This is a genomic window from Paenibacillus jilunlii (assembly GCF_900102965.1).
Lineage (GTDB): Bacteria > Bacillota > Bacilli > Paenibacillales > Paenibacillaceae > Paenibacillus_AQ > Paenibacillus_AQ jilunlii.
This window is the reverse complement of record NZ_FNGM01000020.1, coordinates 32,632-58,034: the sequence shown is the minus strand read 5'-3', so window position 1 is coordinate 58,034 and position 25,403 is coordinate 32,632. Positions and strand designations below refer to the sequence as shown.

At 51.0% G+C, this 25,403-nt stretch carries 19 protein-coding genes; 12 read left to right on the top strand and 7 right to left on the bottom strand.

The annotated features are described in order from the left end of the window. Positions 1-8 precede the first annotated feature (8 nt). The 3 genes from BLQ82_RS25735 to BLQ82_RS25725 are packed head-to-tail and all read right to left on the bottom strand — an operon-like array spanning position 9 to position 3,533. Positions 9-884, bottom strand: a complete 876-nt coding sequence (locus BLQ82_RS25735) for a carbohydrate ABC transporter permease (RefSeq protein WP_167529904.1) — start codon at positions 882-884, stop codon at positions 9-11. 20 nt (positions 885-904) lie between these two features. Next, positions 905-1,795, bottom strand: coding sequence for an ABC transporter permease (locus tag BLQ82_RS25730; protein WP_062522446.1), 891 nt, complete (start codon positions 1,793-1,795; stop codon positions 905-907). Positions 1,796-1,814: 19 nt separating this feature from the next. Beyond that, positions 1,815-3,533 (bottom strand): type 2 periplasmic-binding domain-containing protein, encoded by a 1,719-nt coding sequence (locus BLQ82_RS25725; RefSeq protein WP_062522448.1) that lies wholly within the window; start codon positions 3,531-3,533, stop codon positions 1,815-1,817. Between the two features lie 267 nt (positions 3,534-3,800). On the opposite strand from BLQ82_RS25725, the gene BLQ82_RS25720 reads away from it, so the two are divergent. Together BLQ82_RS25720 and BLQ82_RS25715 are read left to right on the top strand one after the other, a co-directional pair. After that, positions 3,801-5,321 (top strand): response regulator transcription factor, encoded by a 1,521-nt coding sequence (locus BLQ82_RS25720; RefSeq protein WP_062522450.1) that lies wholly within the window; start codon positions 3,801-3,803, stop codon positions 5,319-5,321. A gap of 21 nt (positions 5,322-5,342) precedes the next feature. After that, the gene (locus BLQ82_RS25715; protein ID WP_062522452.1) at positions 5,343-7,052 is read left to right on the top strand and encodes a sensor histidine kinase; all 1,710 of its coding nucleotides are present in this window, start codon (positions 5,343-5,345) and stop codon (positions 7,050-7,052) included. A 112-nt stretch (positions 7,053-7,164) separates the two neighbouring features. On the opposite strand, the gene BLQ82_RS25710 is transcribed toward BLQ82_RS25715, so the two are convergent. Next, a complete protein-coding gene (locus tag BLQ82_RS25710) occupies positions 7,165-8,133 on the bottom strand; it encodes an alpha/beta hydrolase (RefSeq protein ID WP_143013554.1) in 969 nt (322 codons plus the stop codon). 277 nt (positions 8,134-8,410) lie between these two features. Here BLQ82_RS25710 and BLQ82_RS25705 point away from each other — a divergent pair, with 277 nt between their 5' ends. Next, positions 8,411-9,154, top strand: coding sequence for an IclR family transcriptional regulator (locus BLQ82_RS25705; RefSeq protein ID WP_062522457.1), 744 nt, complete (start codon positions 8,411-8,413; stop codon positions 9,152-9,154). Positions 9,155-9,263: 109 nt separating this feature from the next. After that, positions 9,264-11,486, top strand: a complete 2,223-nt coding sequence (locus tag BLQ82_RS33010) for a helix-turn-helix transcriptional regulator (RefSeq protein ID WP_280117276.1) — start codon at positions 9,264-9,266, stop codon at positions 11,484-11,486. 177 nt (positions 11,487-11,663) lie between these two features. On the opposite strand, the gene acnA is transcribed toward BLQ82_RS33010, so the two are convergent. Next, positions 11,664-14,408: an aconitate hydratase AcnA gene (acnA, locus tag BLQ82_RS25695; RefSeq protein ID WP_062522461.1), complete on the bottom strand. Its 2,745-nt coding sequence runs from the start codon at positions 14,406-14,408 to the stop codon at positions 11,664-11,666. An 890-nt stretch (positions 14,409-15,298) separates the two neighbouring features. Between acnA and BLQ82_RS25685 the strand changes: the two genes are divergently transcribed. From BLQ82_RS25685 to def, 8 genes are all read left to right on the top strand, one after another. Beyond that, positions 15,299-16,327, top strand: coding sequence for an amidase domain-containing protein (locus BLQ82_RS25685; protein ID WP_062522464.1), 1,029 nt, complete (start codon positions 15,299-15,301; stop codon positions 16,325-16,327). Positions 16,328-16,346: 19 nt separating this feature from the next. Next, complete coding sequence (locus BLQ82_RS25680) at positions 16,347-17,438, top strand: D-alanine--D-alanine ligase (protein ID WP_062522466.1); 1,092 nt, start codon at positions 16,347-16,349, stop codon at positions 17,436-17,438. Between the two features lie 47 nt (positions 17,439-17,485). Further along, complete coding sequence (locus BLQ82_RS25675) at positions 17,486-17,803, top strand: hypothetical protein (protein WP_062522469.1); 318 nt, start codon at positions 17,486-17,488, stop codon at positions 17,801-17,803. Continuing rightward, positions 17,800-18,807, top strand: coding sequence for a UV DNA damage repair endonuclease UvsE (gene uvsE, locus BLQ82_RS25670; RefSeq protein WP_062522472.1), 1,008 nt, complete (start codon positions 17,800-17,802; stop codon positions 18,805-18,807). Before BLQ82_RS25675 ends, uvsE begins: the two co-directional genes overlap by 4 nt. 216 nt (positions 18,808-19,023) lie before the next feature. Beyond that, positions 19,024-19,908, top strand: coding sequence for an inositol monophosphatase family protein (locus tag BLQ82_RS25665; protein ID WP_062522474.1), 885 nt, complete (start codon positions 19,024-19,026; stop codon positions 19,906-19,908). Between the two features lie 18 nt (positions 19,909-19,926). Continuing rightward, positions 19,927-20,184, top strand: coding sequence for a hypothetical protein (locus BLQ82_RS25660; protein WP_062522476.1), 258 nt, complete (start codon positions 19,927-19,929; stop codon positions 20,182-20,184). 109 nt (positions 20,185-20,293) lie between these two features. Beyond that, entirely contained in the window at positions 20,294-21,589 is a 1,296-nt protein-coding gene (locus BLQ82_RS25655) for a stalk domain-containing protein (RefSeq protein ID WP_062522478.1), read from the top strand. A gap of 104 nt (positions 21,590-21,693) precedes the next feature. Then, on the top strand, positions 21,694-22,257 hold the full coding sequence (def, locus tag BLQ82_RS25650; protein WP_244281010.1) for a peptide deformylase: 564 nt from the start codon (positions 21,694-21,696) through the stop codon (positions 22,255-22,257). 569 nt (positions 22,258-22,826) lie between these two features. Here def and BLQ82_RS25645 read toward each other — a convergent pair. Next, the gene (locus BLQ82_RS25645) at positions 22,827-24,143 is read right to left on the bottom strand and encodes a glutamate-1-semialdehyde 2,1-aminomutase (RefSeq protein ID WP_062522482.1); all 1,317 of its coding nucleotides are present in this window, start codon (positions 24,141-24,143) and stop codon (positions 22,827-22,829) included. A 167-nt stretch (positions 24,144-24,310) separates the two neighbouring features. After that, positions 24,311-25,363, bottom strand: a complete 1,053-nt coding sequence (locus tag BLQ82_RS25640; RefSeq protein ID WP_062522484.1) for an LCP family protein — start codon at positions 25,361-25,363, stop codon at positions 24,311-24,313. Between the last annotated feature and the right edge of the window lie 40 nt (positions 25,364-25,403).

Genomic DNA, 25,403 nt, shown 5'->3' with positions numbered 1-25,403 from the left:
TGTATTCATTACTCCTTAACAGAACCCACCACGATTCCTGTAACAAAGTATTTTTGCATAAAAGGATAGATCAGGAGTAATGGCAATGTGGAGATAACGATTTTGGCAGCATTCAGCGTCCGGTTCGAAATCTTGGAATATTCTATGAGCTTTTGAGGATCAGTTATATTCTGTACGTCCACGCTAAGCTGCTGGATATAAGTCTGCAAAGGATAATTGGATGTCTTGTTAATATACACCAAAGCGCTGAAGTAATCATTCCAATGTCCGACAATCGTAAACAACAATACAGTAGCAAGTGTAGGCAGCACTACAGGCACATATATCGTTGAGAGAATTCTCCACTGCGAAGCCCCGTCAATGGTTGCGGCCTCTTCCAGAGATTTCGGTACGGCACGGAACGCATTCATCAGCAGAATGACATTGGCAATCGGCACAGCTCCCGGCAGAATCAAAGCCCAGATGGAATCCAGAAGATGAAGCTGTTTGACAACCATAAAGGTTGGAATGAGACCACCGGAAAACAGCATGGCGAAAATTACAATATTCATATACACCTTCTGTGCGCGGAATTGCTTTGAGCTTTTGGATAACGGATAAGCAGCAAGAATCATCAGCATCATATTGACGATCAGACCAAGGACAACCCGTTCCACCGAGATCATAAAGGAGCGCCAGAACTGGGAGTCCGACAACAACTTTTCATAGGAGCTTAACGTAAAATTAACCGGGAAAATACTTACCATATTTGCGGAAGCCGCCGCGTTGTCACTGAAAGAAATGGCAACCAGATTAATTAAGGGTATAAGGCAGGATAAAGTAAAAGCCAATACAAATATCCAGATTATAGTATCCGCAATTCGGCTTTTGATGGAATGAGTGATAATGAATAACACCTCCTTGTTCAGAAGATTCTGTAATCAGTAAGCTTCTGTGCCAGTTTATTGGCGGATAGGATGAGAACAATTCCGACAACCGACCGCAGGAGCCCTATCGCTGTTCCCAGGCTGTATTGTCTCTGCACCAGGCCCACCCGGTATACATAGGTGTCAATAATATCGGACGTTGCGTAAACCAACGGGTTGTAAAGATTGAAAATCTGGTCAAACCCGGCATTGAGCACGTTGGGCAGATTTAAAGTGGTAACCAGCAGGATGGTAGGCATCAGGCCGGGCAGCGTGACATACCACAGCTGTTTAAACCGGTTGGCGCCGTCAATGGATGACGCTTCATAAAGTCCCGGATCAATGGCCGTCAGGGAGGCCAGATAGATGATAGAGCCATATCCGAAACCTTTCCAGACATCTGTTAATACCAGCATAGGTCTGAACCAGTGGTTACTGGCCATAAACAAAACCGGATCAATGCCAAACCATCCCAGAAATGCGTTAACCGGACCTTCGTAAGAAAAAATATTCATTACGACAGTAGCCAGTACGGCCCATGACAGAAAATTCGGCAGATAAACAACAGTCTGCATGAACTTTTTGACAAATCGTACACGGATTTCGTTTAACAGCAGGGCGAACACAATGGAAACGAAAGTACCTACTATAATTTTCCACAAGGCAATGACTATAGTATTGATTAATATTTGCTTACTGTCGGGAATTTGAAACATAAATTTGAAATTATCAAGTCCCACCCACGCCGATCCGCTCATCCCTTTAGCGGGAATGTAATTTTGGAAAGCCATCACGATACCGAACATTGGGATAAACGAGAAGATAATCAGGAAAATTATACTTGGTGCAAGCATAAGGTGGAACGCCGCCTGATCTTTTTTATTGTTCATTTAGAATCATCTCTTTCTATCATTTGGAGGTGATTTCTTTATTGACTTCGTCCGTAATCGTATCGCCGCCTGTTTTTTTCCAACTGCTGACAAAGCTATCAAAAGCGTCAGGAGATTGCTCTCCGGTAATGATCTTCAGGAACATTTCCAGCTCCATTTTCGTAAGCGTCGGCCACTTCAGTGCCATGGAAGGCGTCGTTCCAAAAAATACAGGGTTCACTTCCTTGATCTTTGAATTCTTGACCAGGTTGGCCGTCGTGATGCTCGAAGTATAACCAGCCCATCCATTCGAATCCAGTTTCTCCCCGTTTTTTACGTTATCCAGATACTTCTTGTAGGAGCGATAGGCGTTTCTATCGTTGCTGGTGAGCAGTTTGCTGCTGTCCCCTGTTTTCAGCGCCTCTTCCATAATTCCGACATTACGGTAAAATGCATCATAGTAATCGATATTGATAGCAATCGGAGATCCCCCAACGTTAAGGCTGGCGTAATCCTCAAATTTCTTTAAGACCGCTTCATCTTTTTCCTGATAGCGCTGATAATCAAACTGAAGGCTGGCGATTTTTATAGCGGCTTCCGGATGCTCGAACCCTTTCCGGACCACAAGGTAACTGCTTGAAGGATTGCCGGTGAACATCGTCACAGAACCATCCTCCGACTGCGGAGCCACATAAGAAGCCCACTTGGCCTTTGGATTCAGTTTAATTGAATCCGCTACTGTCCAGCTTCCCCACCAATTGTCCATGAACGATCCGCTCTTTCCGCTGGTAAGCAGCGCCTTCCGGTCATCGGCTGTGCGTACGGCAAACTGCCGGTCGATCAAGCCTTTTTTGTACATATCCGCCAGCTTTGCAAGGGCCGGCTTCATTTCGGGCTGCACGGAACCATACACTGCCTTGCCGCTTCCATCATCCATCCATTGTTTCGGGAATGCGCCATACAGCGTAAAGATGTTGTTCAGTTCATACTGGCCGCCGGAAACACCAGCGGTATTTTCATTGTCGACCACAAGACCGACCGTGTTTCCCGCTCCATTGCCGCCAGGGTCTTTTTCAACGAACTGGGTGATGATGTTCTCTACATCCTCCATCGTTTTGGGATCTGCAAGTCCCAGTTTATCCATCCAGTCTTTGCGCAGCCAAAGCACCCCCGGGCCGTGTGAAATTTCCGTAGTCGGCAGCGCCATCAGTTTTCCGTCGAACCTTGCGGTGTCCAGCACACGGCCCTTATAGGAGTCGTAAATCTCCTTAATTTGGTCGCTGGCACATTGATTATAAGCATCTGTCATATCCGCAATAAGATCGTTTTCATAAAGCTGCTGCAGAGTAGAGAGGTCAGGAACAACCATGATATCAGGAATCGTACCGCCTACAATGGCCATTGAAACCTTTTGGTTATAGTCCGTGCCGTCATTTGCTTCAAATGCAACTTTGTTTTGCACGTTGAGTTTTTCTTTGAAATATCTGGTCCACACATTATCGGTTGCATTATCCTTTTCATACGGCGTTCCCGCAAGCGCGGAGAAGTTGGAGGCTACCTGTCCAATGGAGTAGGTAACGGTTTCAGGATACGGGGTATAAGGAGTCGTCTGGGCTTCCTTCCACGCTGGATCATTGGAATTTGCCGCAGGGCTTTTAGCCGAATCATTGGAATTATTGGAACTTTGGCAGCCTGCGACTGAAACGGCTAAAAGCGCTGTCAATAAAATAGAGCAAGATTTTGTGAGCTTGGATGACATACAAAAACCCCCTTAATAGATACGTTGAGTCAATGTGCTTAAGATAACGGATTCAAAGCGCCGGCTTGCTTGGAATCCAGAATTAATTTGGCTTCTTTATTGTAGAACCCTTTACTTTTGAGCGTAAATACAAATAAATTACGTTTTACACAAATAAATAACATACTTGATGCAAAGCGTTTTGCTTGCTGAAAAGCTCAATTAAAACATGGTACAATATACATGAATAGGAACAAATGGATTACGCGCATGGAGAGGGCGGCCGGGATGTTAACTATACTAATAGCAGATGACCAGAGGGAAGAACGGGAAGGCATTGAATTTCTCATTCATGAACTGGGGTTTGTCCTCCATATCGGGACGGCCGAAAACGGCCGGAAGGCGCTTGAGTATCTGGAGCAGAATCCTGTCGATATCCTCTTTACGGATGTCCGGATGCCCATAATGGATGGATTGCAGCTTACAACAGAAGCTTTAAACCGTAACCCCAAATTAAAGGTTATTCTTTTCAGCGGATTCGCTGAATTTGAATATGCAAAAACCGCCATCTCCCTTGGTGTTTCTGAATATCTTCTCAAGCCGATCAATGTTGAAGCTTTCCGGAATACGATGCAAAAGGTAATTGCTCAGCTCACAGATCAGGAACAGGAAAACATCGCTTCGCAAATTAAACTTGAGTATGTCAAAAAGCATGTGCTGTTTAATCTTGTTAATGGCCTGGGGATACCTCCTTCTATGAAGGAAATCTCATTTGAGCTTCCCAATCATTATCATGGAATGCTTTTGCTGGAATTTGACAAGAACTTTTTTGAAAATGCCGGACCGGAGTTTGAGGAGTTTATCTTGTCTTTACTAGAGGACCCTGTTGATTATGTGAATTTGAATGGCTGTCAGAGCTTGCTGTTATTTCCCCGTCTGCCGGCAGGTTCCCCCTGTTCTTTCCGTGATTTAGGCACGTTTTTGCATGATAGCATACTAGATAAGTATAAAGTACACTGCTATCTCGCGATCAATGATGAATTCACGATGCTGCAGGATCTTTCCGCTGCTTTGATTCAATTGGATCAACTGATGGAATACCGGTTCTTCTCGCCGGATTATTTTGTATTTGAAGTGAAGAAAGATTTTTATTTCTCTAATGACAGGCTCCCCGGGTTATCAGATTGCGATCTTTTAGATCACATCAGAAATAATTTGAAGGAAAGGGACATTTTCAGTCTTAGAGCAAACACAGATCTTTTGTATCAAAAATATGCGAATCAGGCCCAATTCTCACAATTATATGTCAAGTATATGTTCTCCTCGTTGTATCAGGAAATTATGACGTATTCTGCCCCTCTATCTGAAATTGAATTGAGCCATGGAATCGAAAAAATATATAAGTCAGAAGAATTAAAGGAAATAAAAGAGATTATAATGGCCGGAATTACTCTACTTGACCAGGAGTATAACAGTTCGGAATTTCTAAACCGGGATATTGCCGCCGTAAAGCAGTACATCGAGGATCATTATGGCGAGGATTTGAGCCTGGATCTTCTTGCTGCCAAGATCCATTTATCGCCCCATTATTTAAGCTCAATCTTCAAAAAAAATACGGGCTGCGGCTTGAACAAGTATATTAAAAATGTCCGTATGAATATAGCGAAGGACATGCTGCAGCAAACACATCTTAAGGTTTCGGATATTTGCTATACAGTGGGGTTTCAGAACGTTTCTTATTTTTGTCAGAATTTTAGAGATTTTTTTGGGCAAACGCCTGAGAAATTCCGGCAGTACAATCAGAAATAATCCCAGCTTGGGAGGAACGGCATGCAAACGTGGAAGGTCTTTAAACAGAAAATCAGAGACTTCAGATTTCAGACTAAAATAAAGCTTTCATTTTTGCTGGTCAGCATGATTCCTGTTATTGTTCTCGGAAGTTTTTGCTTCTCAGAAACCAGATCGCTCTTAGTGCAGCAGTCAAAAGCCGATCTGAATGCCACATTAAAACAAAGCGTCCTGGCTGTAAACAACCAGCTGGATGTCTACAATAAAGTAATGAATTTTCTGAGCTTTAACCAGGAGATTGTGAATGCCTCCAACACCACGTATACCAGTGCGTATGAAATGTATGACCAGTTAAATAACGTAATCGATCAGAATTTTTTTACAGCGCGGTACTTAAACACCGGGGTAAAACAAATCATCCTGTATACCGGAACAAATCTGCCTCCACATGGTAACACAGTAAGACCTATCGATGAAATCAAAGAAGCCTCATGGTATCCGCTTGTAATGAATTCGGTTGATGTCCTTTGGTTTTCCAGCGGGAAGAGTGTATATAGTGTCCGGCGTATCCTCAGCACGAAACAAGAAAATCCCAAAGATAACATTCTGTTTGCACTTGTAGACTATGATGCGCTATTTACAACGTTTGAACCGCTCGAATCTCATGGGGCAGAGATATTCATAACGGACTCCAACGGAAATTCTATCTACTCATCGGGCACTGACCGCAAAAATTCAGGTATCCCCGTTTCCGATAAGACAGATGATGAGCTTCATTGGAGTGGAAAGAACTACACAGTTCTGCAATCTTCGATCCCGATTACAGGATGGAAAGTATATTTGTATAAGCCGACAAGCCTGATCACTAAATCCGCGTGGTGGATTGCTTTGACCGTCCTGTTGATGATTGCCGCCTGCATCGCTGCAGTCGTTGTGGCGGGCACACTCTTTTCCCGGAAGATTATGCTGCCTATCCACCGCCTGCACAAAAATATGAAACTTATAGGAGAAGGGAATTTAGAGGTTAAAGTCTTTAGCGATTCTAAAGATGAAATTGGAGATCTGATCCGGGGGTTTGGAAGTATGCTGGGAAGAACCAAGACGCTGATTGATACGGTATATGTGGGAGAAATCGCGCGCAAGGAATACGAAATGAAAGCTCTGCAGGCGCAAATCAATCCTCATTTTCTCTACAATTCCCTGTCATTAATAAATTGGAGAGCACTTCGGATCCATGCGACGGATATTAGTGAAATGGCACAGCTTTTATCTACCTTTTATCGTACTACGCTTAATAAAGGGGAGAATCTTATACTGGTTTCGGACGAAATTCTTAATGTCCAGTCCTATATTAATATCCAGTTGATTATGCACAGCAACAGTTTCGAGATCGACTATCAGATTGATGATTCCATTCTTTCCTGCCGTATGCCCAATTTAATGCTCCAGCCTTTAATCGAAAATGCGATCATTCATGGAATTGAAAACCGGGAAGACGGCGGTGGAATCATACATCTCTCAGGTAAAAAAGAAGATCAAAGTATAGTTTTTCTGATCACTGACAATGGAATCGGAGTGGAGCAGGAGCGGCTTGCTCTCTTGCTTAAATCTCAATCTAAAGGCTACGGACTAAAAAATGTAAATGACCGGGCAGTTGTAATGTACGGCGAACAGTATGGACTGACGATTCACAGTATTCCCGGAAAAGGAACTCAAGTCTTACTTAAAATTCCTTATGAAAAGCTAGATTAAGATTCAGCTTCCGCTTCCGCGCATATAAAAAACAGGTTCCCAACAAGGCGGTTAAGCCGTTTCAGAACCTGCTTAAATGCTACCACACGAACTTGAGATATACGCGTCTGTTCTACTTGGCTTTGGCCAGCTGCACATTGCCCAGAAAAGCGGACACGCGCCGCAGATACTCGCGCGGATGCTCGCGGAACAGCAGTTCATGATGGCTGTCCTTCACGATCCAGGAATCCGAGTACGGGTTGCTCTGATTAGCCGCTAGTTCTTCGGCAATGGGGTAAGGAGCCTTGTCATCATTGGTGCCGTGCAGAAAGAGGGTAGGGAAAGGGTAATCCTCGGCCTTGACCTTGGAATAAGGAATCTGGTTCAAGCCTGTGCCGTTCAGCACCGGAAAGAGCAATTCCATAATTTCCAGGGAGGGCTGGCGGGGCAGATCGATGTTCTGCTTGATGTTATGGTACAGCGTATCCGGCTCAAGCAGGAAGGTGCTGTCGAGAATCATAGCATCGACATCTTTGGTGACAAGTCCCGCCTGCAGAGCGGTACCCGCCCCCATCGAGAAGCCCCAGACCACGATCTCTTTGGCTCCTTGCTCCTTGGCATACTTAATGGCGCCAAGGAGCTGCTGGGATTCTTTTTTGCCGCCGGTGGCGATATCCTTGTTGGTCTTGGAAGCGAAGCCGTAGTCAAACATGACTACGTTAAAATTAAGGCTGTGCGCATAATGGGCCAGATCGTACATCGGGACCCAGGTTTCCTCGCGGTTGGCGCCATAACCGTGGCTGAACACGATTGTTTTGGCCGAGCCCTTGGACGGGATGTACCAGCCCTGCATCATGCGGCTGCCGTCCAGCGCCGGAAAGGTGATATCCTCATAATCCAGTCCTTTGGCCAGTGACGGATTGGAGTACAGCGGGGCCACTGTAGGGTTGGACAGCACCCAGGCGATATAACCGTGCAGTGCGATGAAGCAGAAGACAAAAAAGAAAAAAACGGACAGCAGCAAAGCAACAATAATATGTTTAACGCGAATCATCCGCAGTGAAAGCTTGGGCGCAGCACTTGGTTTGTGCTCATCGGGCATGCGGGAGACCGGCGTTCCGGTATGCGTGGTTGCCAAATCCATAGGGTCCCCTCCTAGATTAGTCCGGAAATATAATTCATATGTTTAATCGTATGTTTATGATCTTACAAAGTCAATGAATTAGCCGCTTTTGTAACGCAACTGTAAAGTGCGGCCCATTCTTTTCCGCTCTCCGAAACTGCTGGACTTTGCCGGGGCATTTGCTCTAAGATAGAGTTGGTTATCTTATAAATGTAACCGGGTTTCATTTAATGAAACAGTTGAAGGGGAGATTGCAGTGGAGGACCGTAAACTGACTGTACGTGCGGTAGAACGGGCGCTGGATATATTACTGTGTTTTACACAGGAAAGTGATCTGAGCCTGACCGAGATTGCCTCCAAGATCAGTCTGCACAAAAGCACGGTGCACCGCCTGCTGACCACGCTGGAGGAAAAAGGGTTCCTTCTGCGCAATGAAGCCACGGAGAAATACCGCCTGGGTATCCGTATCTGGGAGCTGTCCACGCATCTGCCAACCCTGGATGAACCGGCGGCGCTGCTGCTTCCGGCGATGGAGAAGCTGCGTGACCGGCTCGGAGAAACGGTCAGCCTGTATCTGCGCGATGATCTGGAGCGTGTACGCATCCAGGCTGTGCAGAGCCGCCAGGCGATTCGCCGGGTCGCACAGATTGGTGCCCGGCTGCCGCTTTCGGTAGGCGCTTCGAGCAAGGTACTGGCAGCCTATGCTCCCCATGAGGTTCAGGCCCGTCTGCTGGCCGATCCGAACTGGCCGGAGGCCGTGGATAAAGGCGTATATTTGGAGCAGCTGCAGGAGATTACCCGCCGGGGTTATGCGACAAGCTTCGAGGAACGGGAGCCGGGTGCGGCAGCGGTGGCTGTGCCTATTGTCGGACGGGCGGGAAAGGTGACCGCTGCGCTTTCGCTGTCGGGGCCAGTCAGCCGGCTCTCGCGGGAGATGCTGGAGGATTATGCCGTGGTATTGGCTGAAAACGCCGCAGAAATGGGCCTGATGATGGGCTAATGTATTAAGGTTCGTTATATAGTCGATTTAGGGGGTAATTAGTAAGTGAAAGCTATACAGTCATTATCTATAGGTAATTATGGTTAATTCCGGGGCATGGGGTGATAGGATGGCTACTGTACTACCCGATTCATTAATGGAGGAGATGGAGCAGGTCCAGGAAACGTTCGGCAAGGCCACCGGACAGGCTATCGTGCTTACGGATCAGGAAGGGAATGTTTTTACCCGTCCCGTGGCCACCGGAACGTTTTATGAGATCCTTCTGACTTCTCTGCAAAACCTGGACCACCCCTTTAGGCCTACCCTGCGTAGATTGGGTTCTTTGTCGCATCCTGTCATTCTGGAGGAATGGATTGCCGGATTAAAATACGTTATTATCCCGCTGTTCCCGGGTTATGGACAGACCTATTATCTATGGGCGGGCGTCTATATGGAAGAGGGCACCAAAGCGCTGATCATGCCTGCTTTTGAAGCGAAAATGAAAAATCATCCTGCCTTTGAACAGTTGAAGAAAGAATTGCTTGCCCAACCTGAGCTTAGCTTGGAACGTGTTGACGAGGTACGGGAAAAGATTGCGGTGCTGGGCCGTATCCTCAGTAAATTGCTATCCGGTTGTGCGGCCACTTCGGGAATGCCGAGGATTGGAGAAATGACCTCCCGGCTCTTAACAGGTCTGGAGAAGGACTACCTCAAGGTTCAGGAGGTTCTGCAGCAGCTGGCCGCAAGCGCCTCGGCCGGGGACTTGTACGCTTTTGCCAAAGAGAATGAGGATGGCAGATTCCAGGTGGATTATGCCGCTGGAAAAGGGGCGCCTCAGCTGCTGAATGCTGTTTTTCAGCAAGGCGACGGGTATCTGGGACAGGCGGTCCTTGGCAAAGAGCCGAGGCACTGGAGAACCACTGCACAAGACCCGAGGTCCTTGTTCTTCACAAAGTGCGGCCTTCCGCAACCGGAATATTTGTCCTGCTACCCGGCCATGATCTATGGCGGCCGGAGAGCGCTTCTGCTGGCGGTAGGGTTCAGCAAAAACGAACAGGTGCAAAGCTACGACCTTGAGGAACAGCTTGTTGCCTCCCTGGTGGGGCTTTCGGACAGAGGTGAGAAGCTGATGCGGCGGGAAGAGCTGCGCAAAGAAGGAACTCTCCGGCTGAAGGAAGCCGTGCGGCTGCTGCCTCAGGTCACCTCCTATAAGGAATTGGGCAGCGTGCTGCTCGATACCATGATGAGTATGCCTTTTTCGCCTTCGCCGGTGCTTGTCTTTTTTCAGAACCAAGAAGATGCTGAGAGTACATATTACTCCAGAGGCTGGACTGGAGAGGGAGAACGGTTGTATGTGAAGGATCTGGGGGAGCGGTATTCTCCGCAGGCCTTTCTCTCCGCCTCCATCATCAATGAAGCCGCAGGCGAGCGCTTTTTGCTGGAATGTCCGCTGATTGCCGAAAATGCATTCAAGGGCATCTTGTCCGTCGGGTTCCGTCAGCGCACCGAAGCGGGGGAATGGCGGGCATTTACGGAATGCATCGCCACCCTGGCTGCGACGGCCATCCGTCTTCTGGAAAAAGACTGCAGGCACGATAAGAATGCTGGCGTTTTTTTGAATAATCTCCGCTATATTCTGCAGGACAACTATCCCGGGCTGCATCGTGTTTCGCAGGACGCTTCCGGGCTGGCGTATGATTTTGGGCGTTATCTGGGTATCCCGGAAAGCGATTCTGAACGGCTTAAACGCAGCTGTCTGCTGGCCCCTTTTCAGCTGGAGCTGCTGGTTGAATATGACTTCTTTACCGAAGAGATCCTGCTGCTGAAGCAGGTGGACCAGTTGTCTGCTTTTTATTTTGATATCGAGAAACCTTTACTCTCCATTGGGGCGCGGGTACTTGCTCTTGTACTGCATCATGCGGGTGAGCAGGAGCAGGGAGAGCCGCTGGAAGACAGCAGGGAGAAATGGCTTGATCCCTCGAGATTTAAGATGGTTTGTAATGTACAGGCGGCAATCGATGCGGAACTGCTCGCGTCATTCCAGTCGTTCATGCTCAGCCGGTCCGGGGAACAGCAGCAGGAGCAGGCATTCTCGCCTGGCAAGCTCCTGAACAACGCAGCCCTTAAGTCGCCTAAGGAAGAGTGGGGAATCTCACCCCGCGAAGAAGAGGTGCTGGAGCTGATTATCCTCGGCAAGACCAATAAGGAAATTGCTTCTGCATTATTCATCAGTGAACATACGGTCAAAAATCACTTGAGCCGTATTTTCAATAAGATGAACGTGACAGACCGTTCGCAGATTATTGCCCTTATCTATAAAAGAATCCTGAATTCAGAGGGGCTTGAGATTTAGCGTTTGTTGTGGATTCTTCTTGCATTGCAGTGTGGCAAACTATAAAGTCAATTATACAGCAAGTTATACAGCAAACAGCCTCCAATCATCCCGCAGGGAGTGATTGGAGGCTGTTTGCTTCAGGATGGCACCGGATTACCAGAGACACGAACCGGTAATCCGGTTTTTCCCAAAGAATTATTCTACCGGCAGCGCTGAATCCGATGTGGCAGCATCAGCCAGCATCTGGCGGAGAACGGTCTGCAGAATGCCGCCATTCCGGTAGTAATCAATATCAACGGTGCTGTCAAGGCGGGCAGTAACCGGGAACTCGAACTGGGTGCCGTCTTCGCGGGTCGCCGTGACAGTCAGTTCCTGACCCGGCTGAACATCGTTGCCAAGTCCGGTGATGTTGAAGGTCTCGCGTCCGGTCAGGCCCAGGCTGCTCCAGCCATGGCCTTCCTGGAATTGCAGCGGAAGTACGCCCATGCCGACGAGATTGCTGCGGTGAATCCGCTCGAAGCTCTCGGCGATAACAGCTTTGACGCCCAGCAGGAGTGTGCCTTTGGCTGCCCAGTCGCGCGAGCTGCCGGTGCCGTATTCCTTGCCGGCGATGACGATCAGATTCTGGCCTGCGGATTGGTACAGCATGGACGCATCATAGATCGACATCACTTCTTCGCTCGGCAGGAAGGTGGTGACTCCGCCTTCCGTTCCCGGAGCGACCGCGTTGCGGATACGGATATTCGCAAACGTGCCGCGCATCATCACTTCATGGTTCCCGCGGCGTGAGCCGTAGGAGTTGAAGTCTGCACGTTCCACGCCGTGGCTGCGCAGATATTCACCGGCAGGGCCGGAGGTCGAGATATTGCCCGCTGGCGAGATGTGGTCGGTAGTTACGGAATCGGCAAGCAGCGCGAGTACGCGGGCATTGCGGATGTCCTTGATATCGCCGACACCGTCTGCCAGATTCTCAAAGAACGGCGGGTTCTGGATATACGTAGAGTTGTCATCCCATTCGTACAGCTCGCCTTCCGGCACTGGAATGGAGTTCCAGCGTTCGTTGGCCGTAAATACATTCTCATATTTGCGGCGGAACATCTCCGGACTCAGGGAGAGGCCGATGGCTTCGCGGATTTCCGCGGAGGTTGGCCAGATATCGGCAAGGTATACAGGCTCGCCTTGCGGATCATAGCCCAGCGGCTCCGTCTTCAGATCAATGTTGACCGTGCCCGCCAGCGCATAAGCTACGACAAGCGGCGGGGACGCCAGGTAATTTGCTTTGACCTGGGCATGCACCCGGCCTTCAAAGTTCCGGTTCCCGGATATTACAGCAGCTACTGTCATATCATTGTCTGTAATCGCCTGGCTGACTTCATCCGGCAGCGGGCCGGAGTTGCCGATACAGGTGGCACAGCCGTAACCGGCCAGATAGAAGCCGAGCGCTTCCAGCGGCTTCAGCAGATCGGCTTTTTCCAGGTATTCGGTAACCACCAGCGAGCCTGGCGTGAGACTGCTTTTTACATATCCGGGTTTGGTCAGTCCGCGTTCTACCGCCTTCTTGGCCAGCAGGCCGGCTCCCAGCATTACACTTGGGTTGGAGGTGTTGGTACAGCTCGTAATGGCTGCAATCACAACCGCACCTGTGCTGAGCTTGCTGGTGGTCCCGTTCTTATGCTGTACTTCTACAACCTCGTTGATTTTATCATCGCTCAGGCCATAGCCGCCCTTGTCGACCGGTGTGCGGATAATCCCTTCGAAGTTTTCTTTCATGTGCGTCAGCTCAACCCGGTCCTGCGGACGTTTCGGTCCGGCAAGGCTTGGAACCACCGAAGCAAGGTCAAGCTCAATGGTATCAGTGAAGGTCGGGTCCGGTGTATCCGAGGTGCGGAACATTCCCTGTGCCTTATAGTAGTCTCCAACCAGCTCTACAAGCTCATCCGGACGGCCGGTGCTGCGCAGATAGGCAAGCGTCTCGTCATCCACAGGGAAGAAACCGATGGTCGCCCCGTATTCGGGAGCCATATTAGCCACTGTCGCGCGGTCCGCCAGGCTGATGTTAGCCAGACCCGGTCCGTAGAATTCGACAAATTTGCCGACTACGCCTTTTTTGCGCAGCATTTGGGTGACGGTCAGCGCCAGATCCGTTGCGGTAGCCCCTTCAACCAGACTGCCTGTAAGCTTGAAGCCCACCACATCCGGTGTCACAAAATAAAGCGGCTGCCCCAGCATCCCCGCTTCCGCCTCGATGCCGCCAACGCCCCAGCCTACTACCCCGAGGCCGTTAATCATCGTTGTATGGGAATCGGTTCCGACCAGGGAATCCGGGTATACTACAGTTTCACCGTCACTTGTTTTGGTGGCTGCCACAGAGGCCAGATACTCCAGGTTAACCTGGTGCACAATTCCGGTTGCCGGTGGAACGGCGCGGAAATTGTTGAAGGCTGTCTGTGCCCAGCGCAGGAAGCGGTAGCGTTCTTCGTTGCGTTCGAACTCTACGTTCATATTGTATTCAAGCGCGTCTGCGGTACCAAAAGCATCGACCATAACCGAGTGGTCAATAACCAGGTCTACCGGGACGAGCGGATTGATCTTCTTCGGATCGCCGCCGGCTTTCTTGACGGTATCGCGCATGGCTGCCAGATCGACAACCACCGGTACGCCGGTGAAATCCTGCAGCACGATCCGGGCCGGGATGAAGGGAATTTCTTTGTTGCGGTCAATGCCGCCTGACCAGCCGGCCAGCTGCTTCACGTGTTCTTCGGTAATCGCCCGTCCGTCGTATTGGCGGACAGCGGCCTCAAGCAATACTTTGATGGAAAACGGCAGGGAGGAAATGTCGCCTGCGCCTTGCTCTTCTAGGGAGTTAAGATGATAGTAGCGATAGCTTTTGCCGCCTGACTCCAGGGTGCGGGCCAGCGAAAAATGGTCCTTGCTTGGCATATATGCGCCTCCTTGTTTCATCTAATGAAACTACATTTCAATATTTTATATAACTCAAGTATAACGTTTACAATGGGGGGAGTAAAGTTTTTTTTGCCGTTGGAACGCCCGAATTTCCCGGCGGGATGTAGGTTTGGCGCTTGGTAAAATGAGGATTGGCTGGAGCGCCCGCGAGGATAAAGTACCTTTGATTTCGGAGAATTTGGCTGCTGAGGTAAATGAGAGGTAAAAGTACCTCTGATTTCGGCGGAATTGGGCTACTGAGGTAAATGAGAGGTAAAAGTACCTCTGATTTCGGCAGAATTCGGCTGCTGAGCCAAATGAGAGGTAAAAATACCTTTGATTTCGGCGGAATTGGGCAACTGAGCCAAATGAGAGGTAAAAGTGCCTCTGATTTCGGCGGAATTGGGCTACTGAGCCAAATGAGAGGTAAAAATACCTCTGATTCCGGCGGAATTCGGCTACTGAGCCAAATGAGAGGTAAAAATACCTCTGATCCAGCCAGAAGTGGGCAGGCCGAGAACGATGGATTTGTTCCATGGCTTTTCCAATACTTCGGCGTGCACATTTGCATGCTCTGTTTTTTTCAACACTCCTTCTCATCAATTGTGCTAATGATTTCATTCCTCACCCGAAATACTAAACACCAAACCCTGCAGAAGCCCGACACCACAATTCGACCTAATAGTAAGGGGAGGATAGTCGACAACAGTTGGGTTTTCAATTAAGTAGGCTGCAATAGCCTACTCATTACCTAAGATGAGTTGTATTAACCCCGTCATCGCACCAAGCCCAAAACGTTCCTTCTTAATTTCTAGCTGTATAGCTGCGAGGATTTCCTCATATACATAGAACAGCAGCCAAACAGGGATGAAGGGGCGATCAATGGAATGGAGCAGCAATGGAAGCAAAGTCTGTATGTATATGTAGATCAAGTGAACAAGGGGCGGGTGGCGCCCGGTGCCGAGCAGCAGCGCAGCACGGTCAGGGACCCGCGGTTCCTGCTGGAGCAGGGCGAACGCTCCCGGCGGCTCGCACAGTGGTATGAGCGGCGCGGCATTACACCGCTGCGTTCGGAGACGGGCGTCCGCACACTCCGGACCGTCCGGCAGAACCCGTCCGAGGTGGTGGCGGATGTAGCGCTGCACAGTGCGCTGTACTACGAGAAGGGCGGCATCACTCACCGCGAGGATGTCATTGAAGCGGAGCGGCTGACTTTTGTCCTTGAAGGGAGTACCTGGGAAATTGCCGCTGTAGAGCGCAGTGTGCCGGAGCGGAATTCAATGCGCAGAGTGGCAGGAGGGGAACCGGCGCTGCGGCTGTCCAAATGGGGGGAGTCGCTCCCTGTCCCGCAGCCGTCGCAGCCGCTGCTTAACAAGAATATTCTCCGCGGCATTACCGGCAGCAAAGAGGTGCGCTACCGCCGCGAAGACGCTGCAGCCTATGCAGACCGGTGGTGGAAAGACGGCAATCCGGAGTTCGAAGTGTTTGAGGTGGACTGCACCAATTATGTGTCCCAATGTCTCTTTGCAGGGGGGGCGCCTATCAACTATACTGGTAAAAGAGAAACGGGCTGGTGGTACAAAGGCTACAACGGCGCGCAGGAATGGTGGAGCTTCAGCTGGGCCGTGTCGGACAGTCTGCAGCGTTATTTGGGTGCAGACCGCAGCAGCGGACTCCGGGCCGAGGCGGTGGAACGGGCGGATCAGCTAATGCTTGGTGACATTATCCTGTACGATTGGGACGGCAACGGCCATTATCAGCACAGCACGATTGTTACCGCTTTTGATGCGGCTGGGCAGCCGCTGGTGAATGCGCGGACGGTCAGCAGCCGGCACCGGTTTTGGGATTACCGCGATTCCTATGCATGGACCGACAGAACGGCCTACCGTTTTTTCCACATAAACGACTACTTATAAATCAGAAAGAGGTTAGGGCATGGGGGATACAAAATTAACCGTAGGACTGGTGTACGGCGGCAAATCCGGAGAGCACGAGGTATCGCTGCAGACGGCATTTGCAGTTATGAACGCTTTTGACTACGCGAAATATGAGATTATACCTTTTTATATTTCCAAGCAGGGGCTCTGGAAGGTCGGAGCGGCGTTGGAGGCCCCTTTTGGAACCATCGAGGAACTGAAGCTGGGCGGCGAAGCAGGGGATATGAGCATGGCGTTAAATGCGGTATTCAGCGGACTGACCGGCGGTGACCAGCTGATTGATGTGATGTTCCCGCTGCTGCATGGCACCAACGGAGAAGACGGAACGATTCAGGGCTTGTTCGAAATGGCTAATATCCCTTATATCGGTGCAGGCGTGCTGGCATCATCCGCAGGCATGGATAAAGTAGTCATGAAGAAGCTGTTCGGAGAGGCCGGGCTGGATCAATGTGAATACTGCTATTTCAATATCAGTGCCTGGAAACGCAAAAAACATGAGCTGATCATCAGCCTGGAGGATAAGCTGGGCTATCCGGTATTTGTTAAGCCAGCCAATCTGGGCTCCAGTGTAGGCATTTCCAAAGCTGTGGATAAGGAGAGCCTGATTAAGGCGGTGGAGGTGGCCTTCCGCTATGATACCAAGGTCATTATTGAGGAATTTGTCGATGCGCGCGAGGTTGAAGTCAGTGTGCTCGGCAATGAGGAGCCTGAGGCTTCGGTTCCGGGTGAAATCGTCTCTTCTGGTGAATATTATGATTATGCGGCAAAATACACCGACGGCAAATCGCAGATGCTGATTCCGGCTCCTGTGGACCCTGAGGTGGCTGACCGTCTGCGGGAGTCGGCGATTCAGGCGTTCCGGGCGATTGAGGGCAGCGGCATTACGCGTGCCGACTTTTTTCTGCGCAAATCCGATGGAAAGATTCTCATTAATGAAGTGAATACAATGCCCGGGTTCACACCTTACAGTATGTATCCGCTGCTCTGGCGCGAGACCGGCATATCTTATCAGGCACTGCTGGACCGCATGATTGAGCTGGCGCTGGAGCGTTACCATTTCAAGCAGGGTCTGAAGTACGACAACGAATAACATTTGGCGAGCGGCGGGATCATTCCGGCCGGGAAGGAGAGAGAACCATGGGATTTCAGTCCGAATTCAATTCCGTATGCAAATTCAAGAATGAGCAGGAGCTGTACGAGCTGCTGGAATACGGCCGCACCAAAATGGTAAAGAAGGGCTTCCGCGTGTATCCGACCGGCCAGAAGGTCATCGCCTACACACCGGAGAATGTGGCAATAGCCATTGTCAAAATTTCGGCATCCATCGCGGAAATTAATTTCCAGGGCAACGAGGTGACAGCTGTCGAGATGGATTTGGTGCGCAAGCTGAATGAGGAAGAATCACGGGTGCAGACGGCGCTGGCCTATGAGATGTTTTTTGGAGAAGAAGGATGATTGTCCGGTTTGGCTATGTAGCCATGTCCACGGTTATCCCGGACTGCTCGCCCTCCAAGACCATGACTATGGCCAGCTTCAACAAGCTGAATGACCGGGAAGCCGGACTTCGGCGGCTGGAGACCATCGCCCGCGGCAATCTTCACAACACGCTGCGTCTGCTTAAGCATAATGTCGGCTCGGATATCCGTGTATACCGCCTAACCTCCAAGCTGATTCCGCTGGCGACGCATCCCGATTTGCAGGACTGGAATCCCTTTGCCGCATTGGCTGCGGATTTTGCCGAAGTAGGCAGCTATGTGAAAAAGCACGGGCTGCGGGTTTCTTTTCACCCCGACCACTTTACAGTACTTAGTACTCCCCGGCCAGAGGTGCTGGCCAGTTCAGTCCGGGATTTGCAGCATCATGTGGATATGCTGAATGCCATGGATTTGCCGGCAACCGCCAAGAACAACATTCATATCGGCGGCGCGTATGGAGACAAGCCTGCGGCTGCAGCGCGCTTTTTGGAGCATTTTGCGGAATTGCCGCTGGAACTGCAGGAGCGGACGACGCTGGAGAACGATGACAAGACGTTCAATGCCCCGGAGACGCTTGAAGTCTGCCGGAGGCTGGGAGTCCCCATGGTGCTGGATATTCATCATCAGTGGGTGAATAATGAAGGCGAACTTCCCTGGGAGCTGTGGCCGGAGATTATGAAGACCTGGCAGACTCCACTGGCGCTGAAGGATGTGCTCCCCGGTGAAACACTGCCCCCGAAGATTCACGTGTCCAGTCCGCGCAACCCGTCCGACCCGCGCAGCCATGCTGATGGTGTGGAGCCTGCACCGCTGCTGGCTTTTCTTAAACGTATCGCGGCGGACACTCCGGCCGTGGATGCGATGATTGAAGCGAAGGCGAAGGACGGAGCGCTGTTTGGTCTGATGGAGGCGCTGAAGGAGCTTGCCGAAGCCGGGAACGGAATAACGGTACTAGATGGGGCAAGCGTCAATATAGAACCATAAACCCTGGATAACCCGGTGCTAGAAGCGGAAAACGGGCTAACCTCCGACTTGATTAGTCTCCTTAAATAGGGTACGTTGAATGAAAGTTGAGCAAACGCAAGGCCGGCGCTCTGATAGCACTTGGTCTGGCCGATTGGGGGATGCCGCTCTGATTCCAAAGAGTGCACCTTGTTCTACATATGGAAACAATTATGCTCAAGAAAGCGGAGTGAAGATATGAATCCTACAAATTCTGATAACCGGAACGACCGGGAGCCTTACGTTGTTACCAGTAAAGGGCATACTGCTGCAGCGATCAATGCCGCTGCCAAAGCGGGGGAATGGATCAAGAACAGACAGGGCCATGTGAAGGAGCTGGGCAGCAAGACTTCAGCCCAGGATCTGGTCACAGAAGTGGACAAAGGCGTGGAGCAGATGATCCGCCGGCTGATCCTGACCCATTATCCCGACCATGCGATTCTCGGGGAAGAAAGCGTTCAGCCAGGAGCTGACGCTTTGACTGCCGCCCTGGAAGAAGGACGGAAGCATGAGTATTTATGGATTGTTGATCCGATTGACGGGACGACCAATTTTGTACACGGCTTTCCTTTTTATTGTGTCTCCATAGCCTTGGTAGTCAAGGGTGAGCTGACCGTGGGCGTTATCTATGACCCTATCCGCGATGAGATGTTCGTGGCTGAGAAGGGCAAAGGCGCCTATATGCATGGGATTCCTACTTCCGTGTCTGCCGAAGCGGACCCGGGAAGCAGTCTCGTGGCGATGGGCTTCCCTCCGGACCGTACCTTCGCACAGCCGGCGAATATGGCCGGACTGCAGCAGATTTTGCCGCAGATCCGGGGTGTCCGTGCCGGCGGCTCTGCCGCTCTGCATCTCGCCTATGTGGCAGCAGGCCGGGTAGACGGTTATTGGGAAGTCGGCCTAAGTCCGTGGGACTGTGCGGCCGGCGTGCTGCTGGTACTGGAATCCGGAGGCAAGGTGACGGATACGCTGGGCAATCCCTATGATATTGGCACCCGTCATGTGGTGGCGAGCAACGGGCGGATCCATGATTTCCTGGTAGCCTCGCTTGCCGAAGCCGAAGCAACGGGATACAACAAATAAGGAGGGCGGCAAGCAAGCATGAGTGAAAAAGATGATCTGGAGCGCAAGCTGAGCGAACTCCTGGAGGATGGCGAGATGGAGGAGGCCGACCGGACCGCCAAGGAGATCCGCCAAATCTCGCCCAAGTATGAGATTCGTATTCAGACCACACTTGATCCGATTGTGGAAGAAACGCTGCGCTACCGTAAAATAGGCCATGAGCTGGATGACAGATATGATAAATATCTGGAACGGGCGAAGAAAGATCAAGGTTCTGCGGATAGAGATAACTCTTAGATATCATTTTGATTCCTGCCAGGAGCGGCTTCCGAATAACGGGAAGCCGCTCTTTTGTATAGGCAGACTGGATGATAGAATGGAATTATACCAATTTGGGAGGGATACGATGCTGAAAGCATGGAAAAAAATGTACGCAGCTGGCACAAGCAGCCTGCTGCTGTTCACATTGTTGATCAGTGCAGGAGCCGGCTCTGCTAATGCAGCTGAAGCCGCCGCAACAGCACAAAGTCCGGAGCAGGATGTTTTTCGCATCGTAGCACTGGGGGATTCCATCACAGCGGGCTATGAGCCGGGGATGACCGATCCGAACGTGAAGCCTTACGGATATGCGGAGCGGCTGCTGGAGCAAGGCTGGTATCATGGCAGAAGCGCTCTTAGCAACTATGGTATTCTGGGACTTACTACAGCGGGGCTGCTGAATTATACGGCAGCAATTAAAGAGGGGGCAGTTACCGCAGCCGACGGGATTCAGGCAGGTCTACCTGATCCGCGGATCAACCAATTTGCCGCGCTCACTCCGCAGATCAAGACTGAGCTTGGCGAGGCCGACCTGGTTACGCTGACCATTGGCGGGAATGACGTGAGCAGTCTGCTGCTCACGGCCAAAGATCTCACGGAAGAGGCCTTCAAGGCTCAGCTGGATCAGCTTCTGGCAAGCTACAGCAGCAATGTGAAGGCCGCGCTTGAGAACATTCGCGCGGTCAATGGTAAGGCCACGATTGTGCTGGCCGACCAATATCAGCCCGCTCCCAAGATTGCGGTGAGCAGCTCGTATCCCAAGCTGATGAGCGCTGCCCAGCAGTTCACGGCAACGGCGGAAAACGTGGCCGCCAGCCTGAATCAGCCGGATGCTCCGGTGAAGGTGGCCCATGTGGCGGGGGCCTTTGCAGGTGTTGAAGCGTCGCGGACCCATATCATCAGCGCAGGAGCTGCGGATTTTCATCCAACGCAGCTGGGGTATGAAACCATCGCCCGGGTCTTCGCCGAAACGTATTGGGGAGAATACCGGGTTCCATCCGTTTCCGCATGGACAGCCGCTTCCGCACCTATGTCCATTGTGGTGAAGGGAGTGGAGCTGAATACGCCGAACAAGCCGGTTCTGAAGAACGGGCAGAACTTCCTGGCATTGAAGGATATCCTGAATGCTGTGGGCGCCGCCGGGAAATGGGACAATAAAACCCAGAGTGCGACCATTGTATACGGCGGAAAAACGGTTGTAATAACGATCGGCTCCCCCACGATCAAGGTAAACGGAGCGGCGGCAGCCATCGATACACCGGCATTTCTGCAAAAGGTCGGCAAAGAGGATAAAACCTATCTGCCGCTTGCCGCCCTCGCCACCGGTCTCGGCTTCGATGTGAATTACAGCAGCAAGCTTCGGACGGCTTTCATTAATCCATAGACGCGCATAAGCTAAGAGAAATATTAAATTCGGCCTGTACGGCATATAAAGGTGGATGAATGTTGTTGTCTAATGCAAAATTTAAGGCGGAATATATAATTACCATGGACGATATTGTGCGTGAGGGGGATTCAGTGCTGCGGGCTGTAGCGGAGCCTGTTCAAATGCCTTTACAGGCTGAGGATCAAGAGGTGCTGCAGTGCATGATGCAGTTTCTGAAGAACAGCCAGGACCCCGAGGTTTCCGCAAAATATAAGCTGCGCTCCGGTGTTGGGCTGTCGGCGAATCAGATCGGACTGCGGAAGCGGATGTTCGTAATGTACCTGAGAGATGAGAAGGGCAGCATGGTGGAGCATGCCTGGGTCAATCCGAAGGTGATCAGCCATTCAGTGGCCATGATCTATCTGCCGGAGAGTGAAGGCTGCCTGTCCGTCGACCGCCCGGTGCACGGCTTTGTGCCGAGATACGAATCCGTGAAGGTGAAAGGCTATAATATGGACGGCAAGGAAGTCGTCATGAAGTTCAGGGGCTATCAGGCTATTGTAGTCCAGCATGAAATCGATCATCTGGACGGCATCATGTTCTACGACCGGATCAATGAGGAGAATCCCTATAAGCTCCCCCAAGGCGTGGAGATCCGCAGTCTTTATGAGCAGAAAAGCAGATGATCAGATAAGCAGATAAGCAGATAAGCTGATAGGCAGGTAAGCAGGTAAGCCTGCCATTTGTGCTTAAGCCATTGTCCGCAGCCGCTGTCTTGCGGGACAGTGGTTTGAGGGAGGATCAGCGTGTGAGTTGCAGAATACCCGAAAAGGTGGGAATCAGTTGGATCGGATAACCTATTTCCGGCTAGTCCTTGCCAAGAAGGGGCTGAGCAAGCGCTAGTTGGAAAAAGGGAACTTATTTCTCCCCAAAATCAATAATCGTGAGATTTAAGTGGAAAAAGGATACTTAATTAGGCCGAATTACCTCGTCAGGGGCGAAATGAGCAAAATTAGTTAACCTTTTTCCACCTAATCTTAGGAGAACAGGGTGCTTGGGCAAATTAGTTACCCTTTTTCCACTTGGAGTTGCCGCAGGGTTTATGGAGGTTCACCAGGACAAGCAAATTGACTTTCACTAGCTCCATACTGAGCGTTAACGCAAAAATAACCCACTGCGCGAATCCGCAGTGGGTTTGCTTTTAAAATTCAGGAGTCTCAGCGAGATGAAATGCACGCCGCTGCCTGCGGAAGTATTATTTCTCCGCCGCCATGGCCCGGAACGAGGCTTCCGCTGCTTCCAGTGTAGCGTCAATATCGGCATCGGTATGCGCCGTGGTCAGGAACCAGGCTTCATATTTGGACGGGGCCAGGTTGATGCCGCGGTTCAGCATGTGGCGGAAGAAGCTGGCGAACAGCTCACCGTCTGTATCCTGTGCTTCATCGTAATTGGTCACCGGATGCTTGCAGAAATGGGTGGAGAATGCGCCGCGGATCCGGTTGATGGTCAGCGGGATGCCATGGCGGTCAGCGGATGCCTGCAGACCTTCGGTCAGGCGGATCGCCAGCCGCTCCATTTCGTCATAGACGCCTTCGGCTGCAAGCACCTCCAGACAGGCGATGCCTGCGGAGATGGAGGCCGGATTGCCTGCCATCGTACCGGCCTGATAGGCCGGGCCGAGCGGAGCAACCTGCTCCATAACATGCTTGCGGCCGCCGTAAGCGCCAATCGGCAGGCCGCCCCCGATGATTTTGCCGAGTGCGGTCAGGTCAGGGATGATGTCCTCATGATGATCGAGGCCTGCATAGGTTTGGGTGGAACCGTAGTGGAAACGGAAAGCGGTGATGACTTCGTCATAAATGACCAGTGATCCGTTGTCATGGGCCTGCTTGCAGAGCCCTTCGAGGAAGCCCGGCTGCGGCATGACCATGCCGAAATTGCCGACAATCGGCTCTACCATTACGGCTGCGACATCCCCGCCCCATTTATCCAGCGCTTCACGCAGCGCGCCCAGATCATTGAAGGGAACCGTGATGACCTCCTGGGCGATGCTGGCAGGTACTCCGGCACTGTCAGGAATGCCGAGGGTAGAAGGACCTGAGCCTGCGGCTACCAGAACAAGGTCGGAATGGCCGTGGTAACAGCCGGCGAATTTGACAATCTTACTGCGCTTGGTATAAGCGCGTGCTACACGGATCGTGGTCATGACGGCCTCGGTGCCGGAGTTGACAAAGCGTACCTTATCCATCGAAGGGATGGCTTCTTTCAGCATCTTGGCCAGCTTGATCTCAAGCTGCGTGGGCGTTCCGTACAGCAGCCCGTTTTCGGCTGCTTTTGTAATCGCCGCCGTAATATGGGGATGGGCATGGCCGGTAATAATCGGTCCATAGGCGGCCAGATAGTCTATGTATTCATTGCCGTCTTCGTCCCAGAAGCGGGAGCCTCCGGCGCGTTTCATGAAGACAGGAGCGCCGCCGCCAACGGCTTTGAAGGAGCGGGAGGGGCTGTTGACGCCTCCGACGATATGCTGCAGGGCTTCCTCATACAAATGTTCAGAAGTGGAACGGTTCATAATTAATCATCCTTTCAATGATAGTAGCACAAGGGAAAAGGCGAACCGCCGGATTCATCCGCTGTTCGCCCGCCCTGATGCCAAGCATGGGTTTTATTGAAGATACAAGGATGGGTAACGGTTCACGCTGTGAAGCATCCTTATATTTCCCGCTGATAATGAGTGATTTATTTGCTCCCGGCGCTGGCCGAGGGACTGCTGCCCGGAGAAGCATCCGGCGATGGAGACGGCTCAGGACCAGCCAGGGTATCCTGAACGAATTCTTTCAGCTTGTCTTCGCTGCTGATACCGAGCACTGCCGAGCCGCCGCTGGTTTTTTCTTCGGTAAGCAGATTCATCGGCGGAATTTGTGCACTGCCGCCCATCGAGCTGTCATAGCCTACGGTGGCCAGCTTCCACATGTCATTAACGTCCAGGTTGGTATCGATATAAGGCGTAACCTGGGATAGAATTGTAGGCAGCTTGATAATGGCAGTAGTACTGATGACCTTGTCTGCTACGGCCTTAAGGAAGCCGCGTTGACGTTCAGTCCGGGTGAAATCGGAAGTGGCATCATGACGGAACCGCACATATTGCAGCGCCATGTTGCCGTCGAGATGCTGGAAGCCTTTTTTCAGATCAATGTCGTATTCGGGGCCGTCCGCCTTCGTCTTATACACCATATCCTTCTCGACCTCGTAATCGACGCCGCCAACTGCATCCACCAGCTTAATAAAGCCCTGAAAGTCGGTATAGACATAATATTGAATCGGGATGCCAAGCAGTTCGCTGACGGTCTGCATCGCCGTATTGGGCCCGTGGGTTATCGCTGTATTGATGCGTTCTTTGCCATGCTCAGGAATAGAAACATAGGTATCACGCAATATAGAGAATACATAAAATTTCTTCTTGACCGGGTCAAGCGAGGCGACCAGCATCGTATCTGAGCGGGGAACTTCACCCTTCTTCACCCCGCGCGCATCAACACCCATAAGCAGGATGTTAACCGGTTCGGTGCCTTCCCATTTGGGAGGTTGAACGGCTTCGGCTGAAGGTGAGGGAACTGCTGCAAACGGTGAGTCTTCACCGGTCTTGTGCAGGTTGTCCATCTGATTATAGATTTCTGCAAAATAATAGACTATTCCGCCGATAATCAGGAAAAGTATAATAGCCAGAGTCCAGAGCAGCGGTTTCTTCTTTGACTTGCCGGCTTTTGCGTGCCGTTTCTTTCTTGGTGGCATTTCGTTCTTCCTTTCCCATTCACATTCTCTACATTATAAT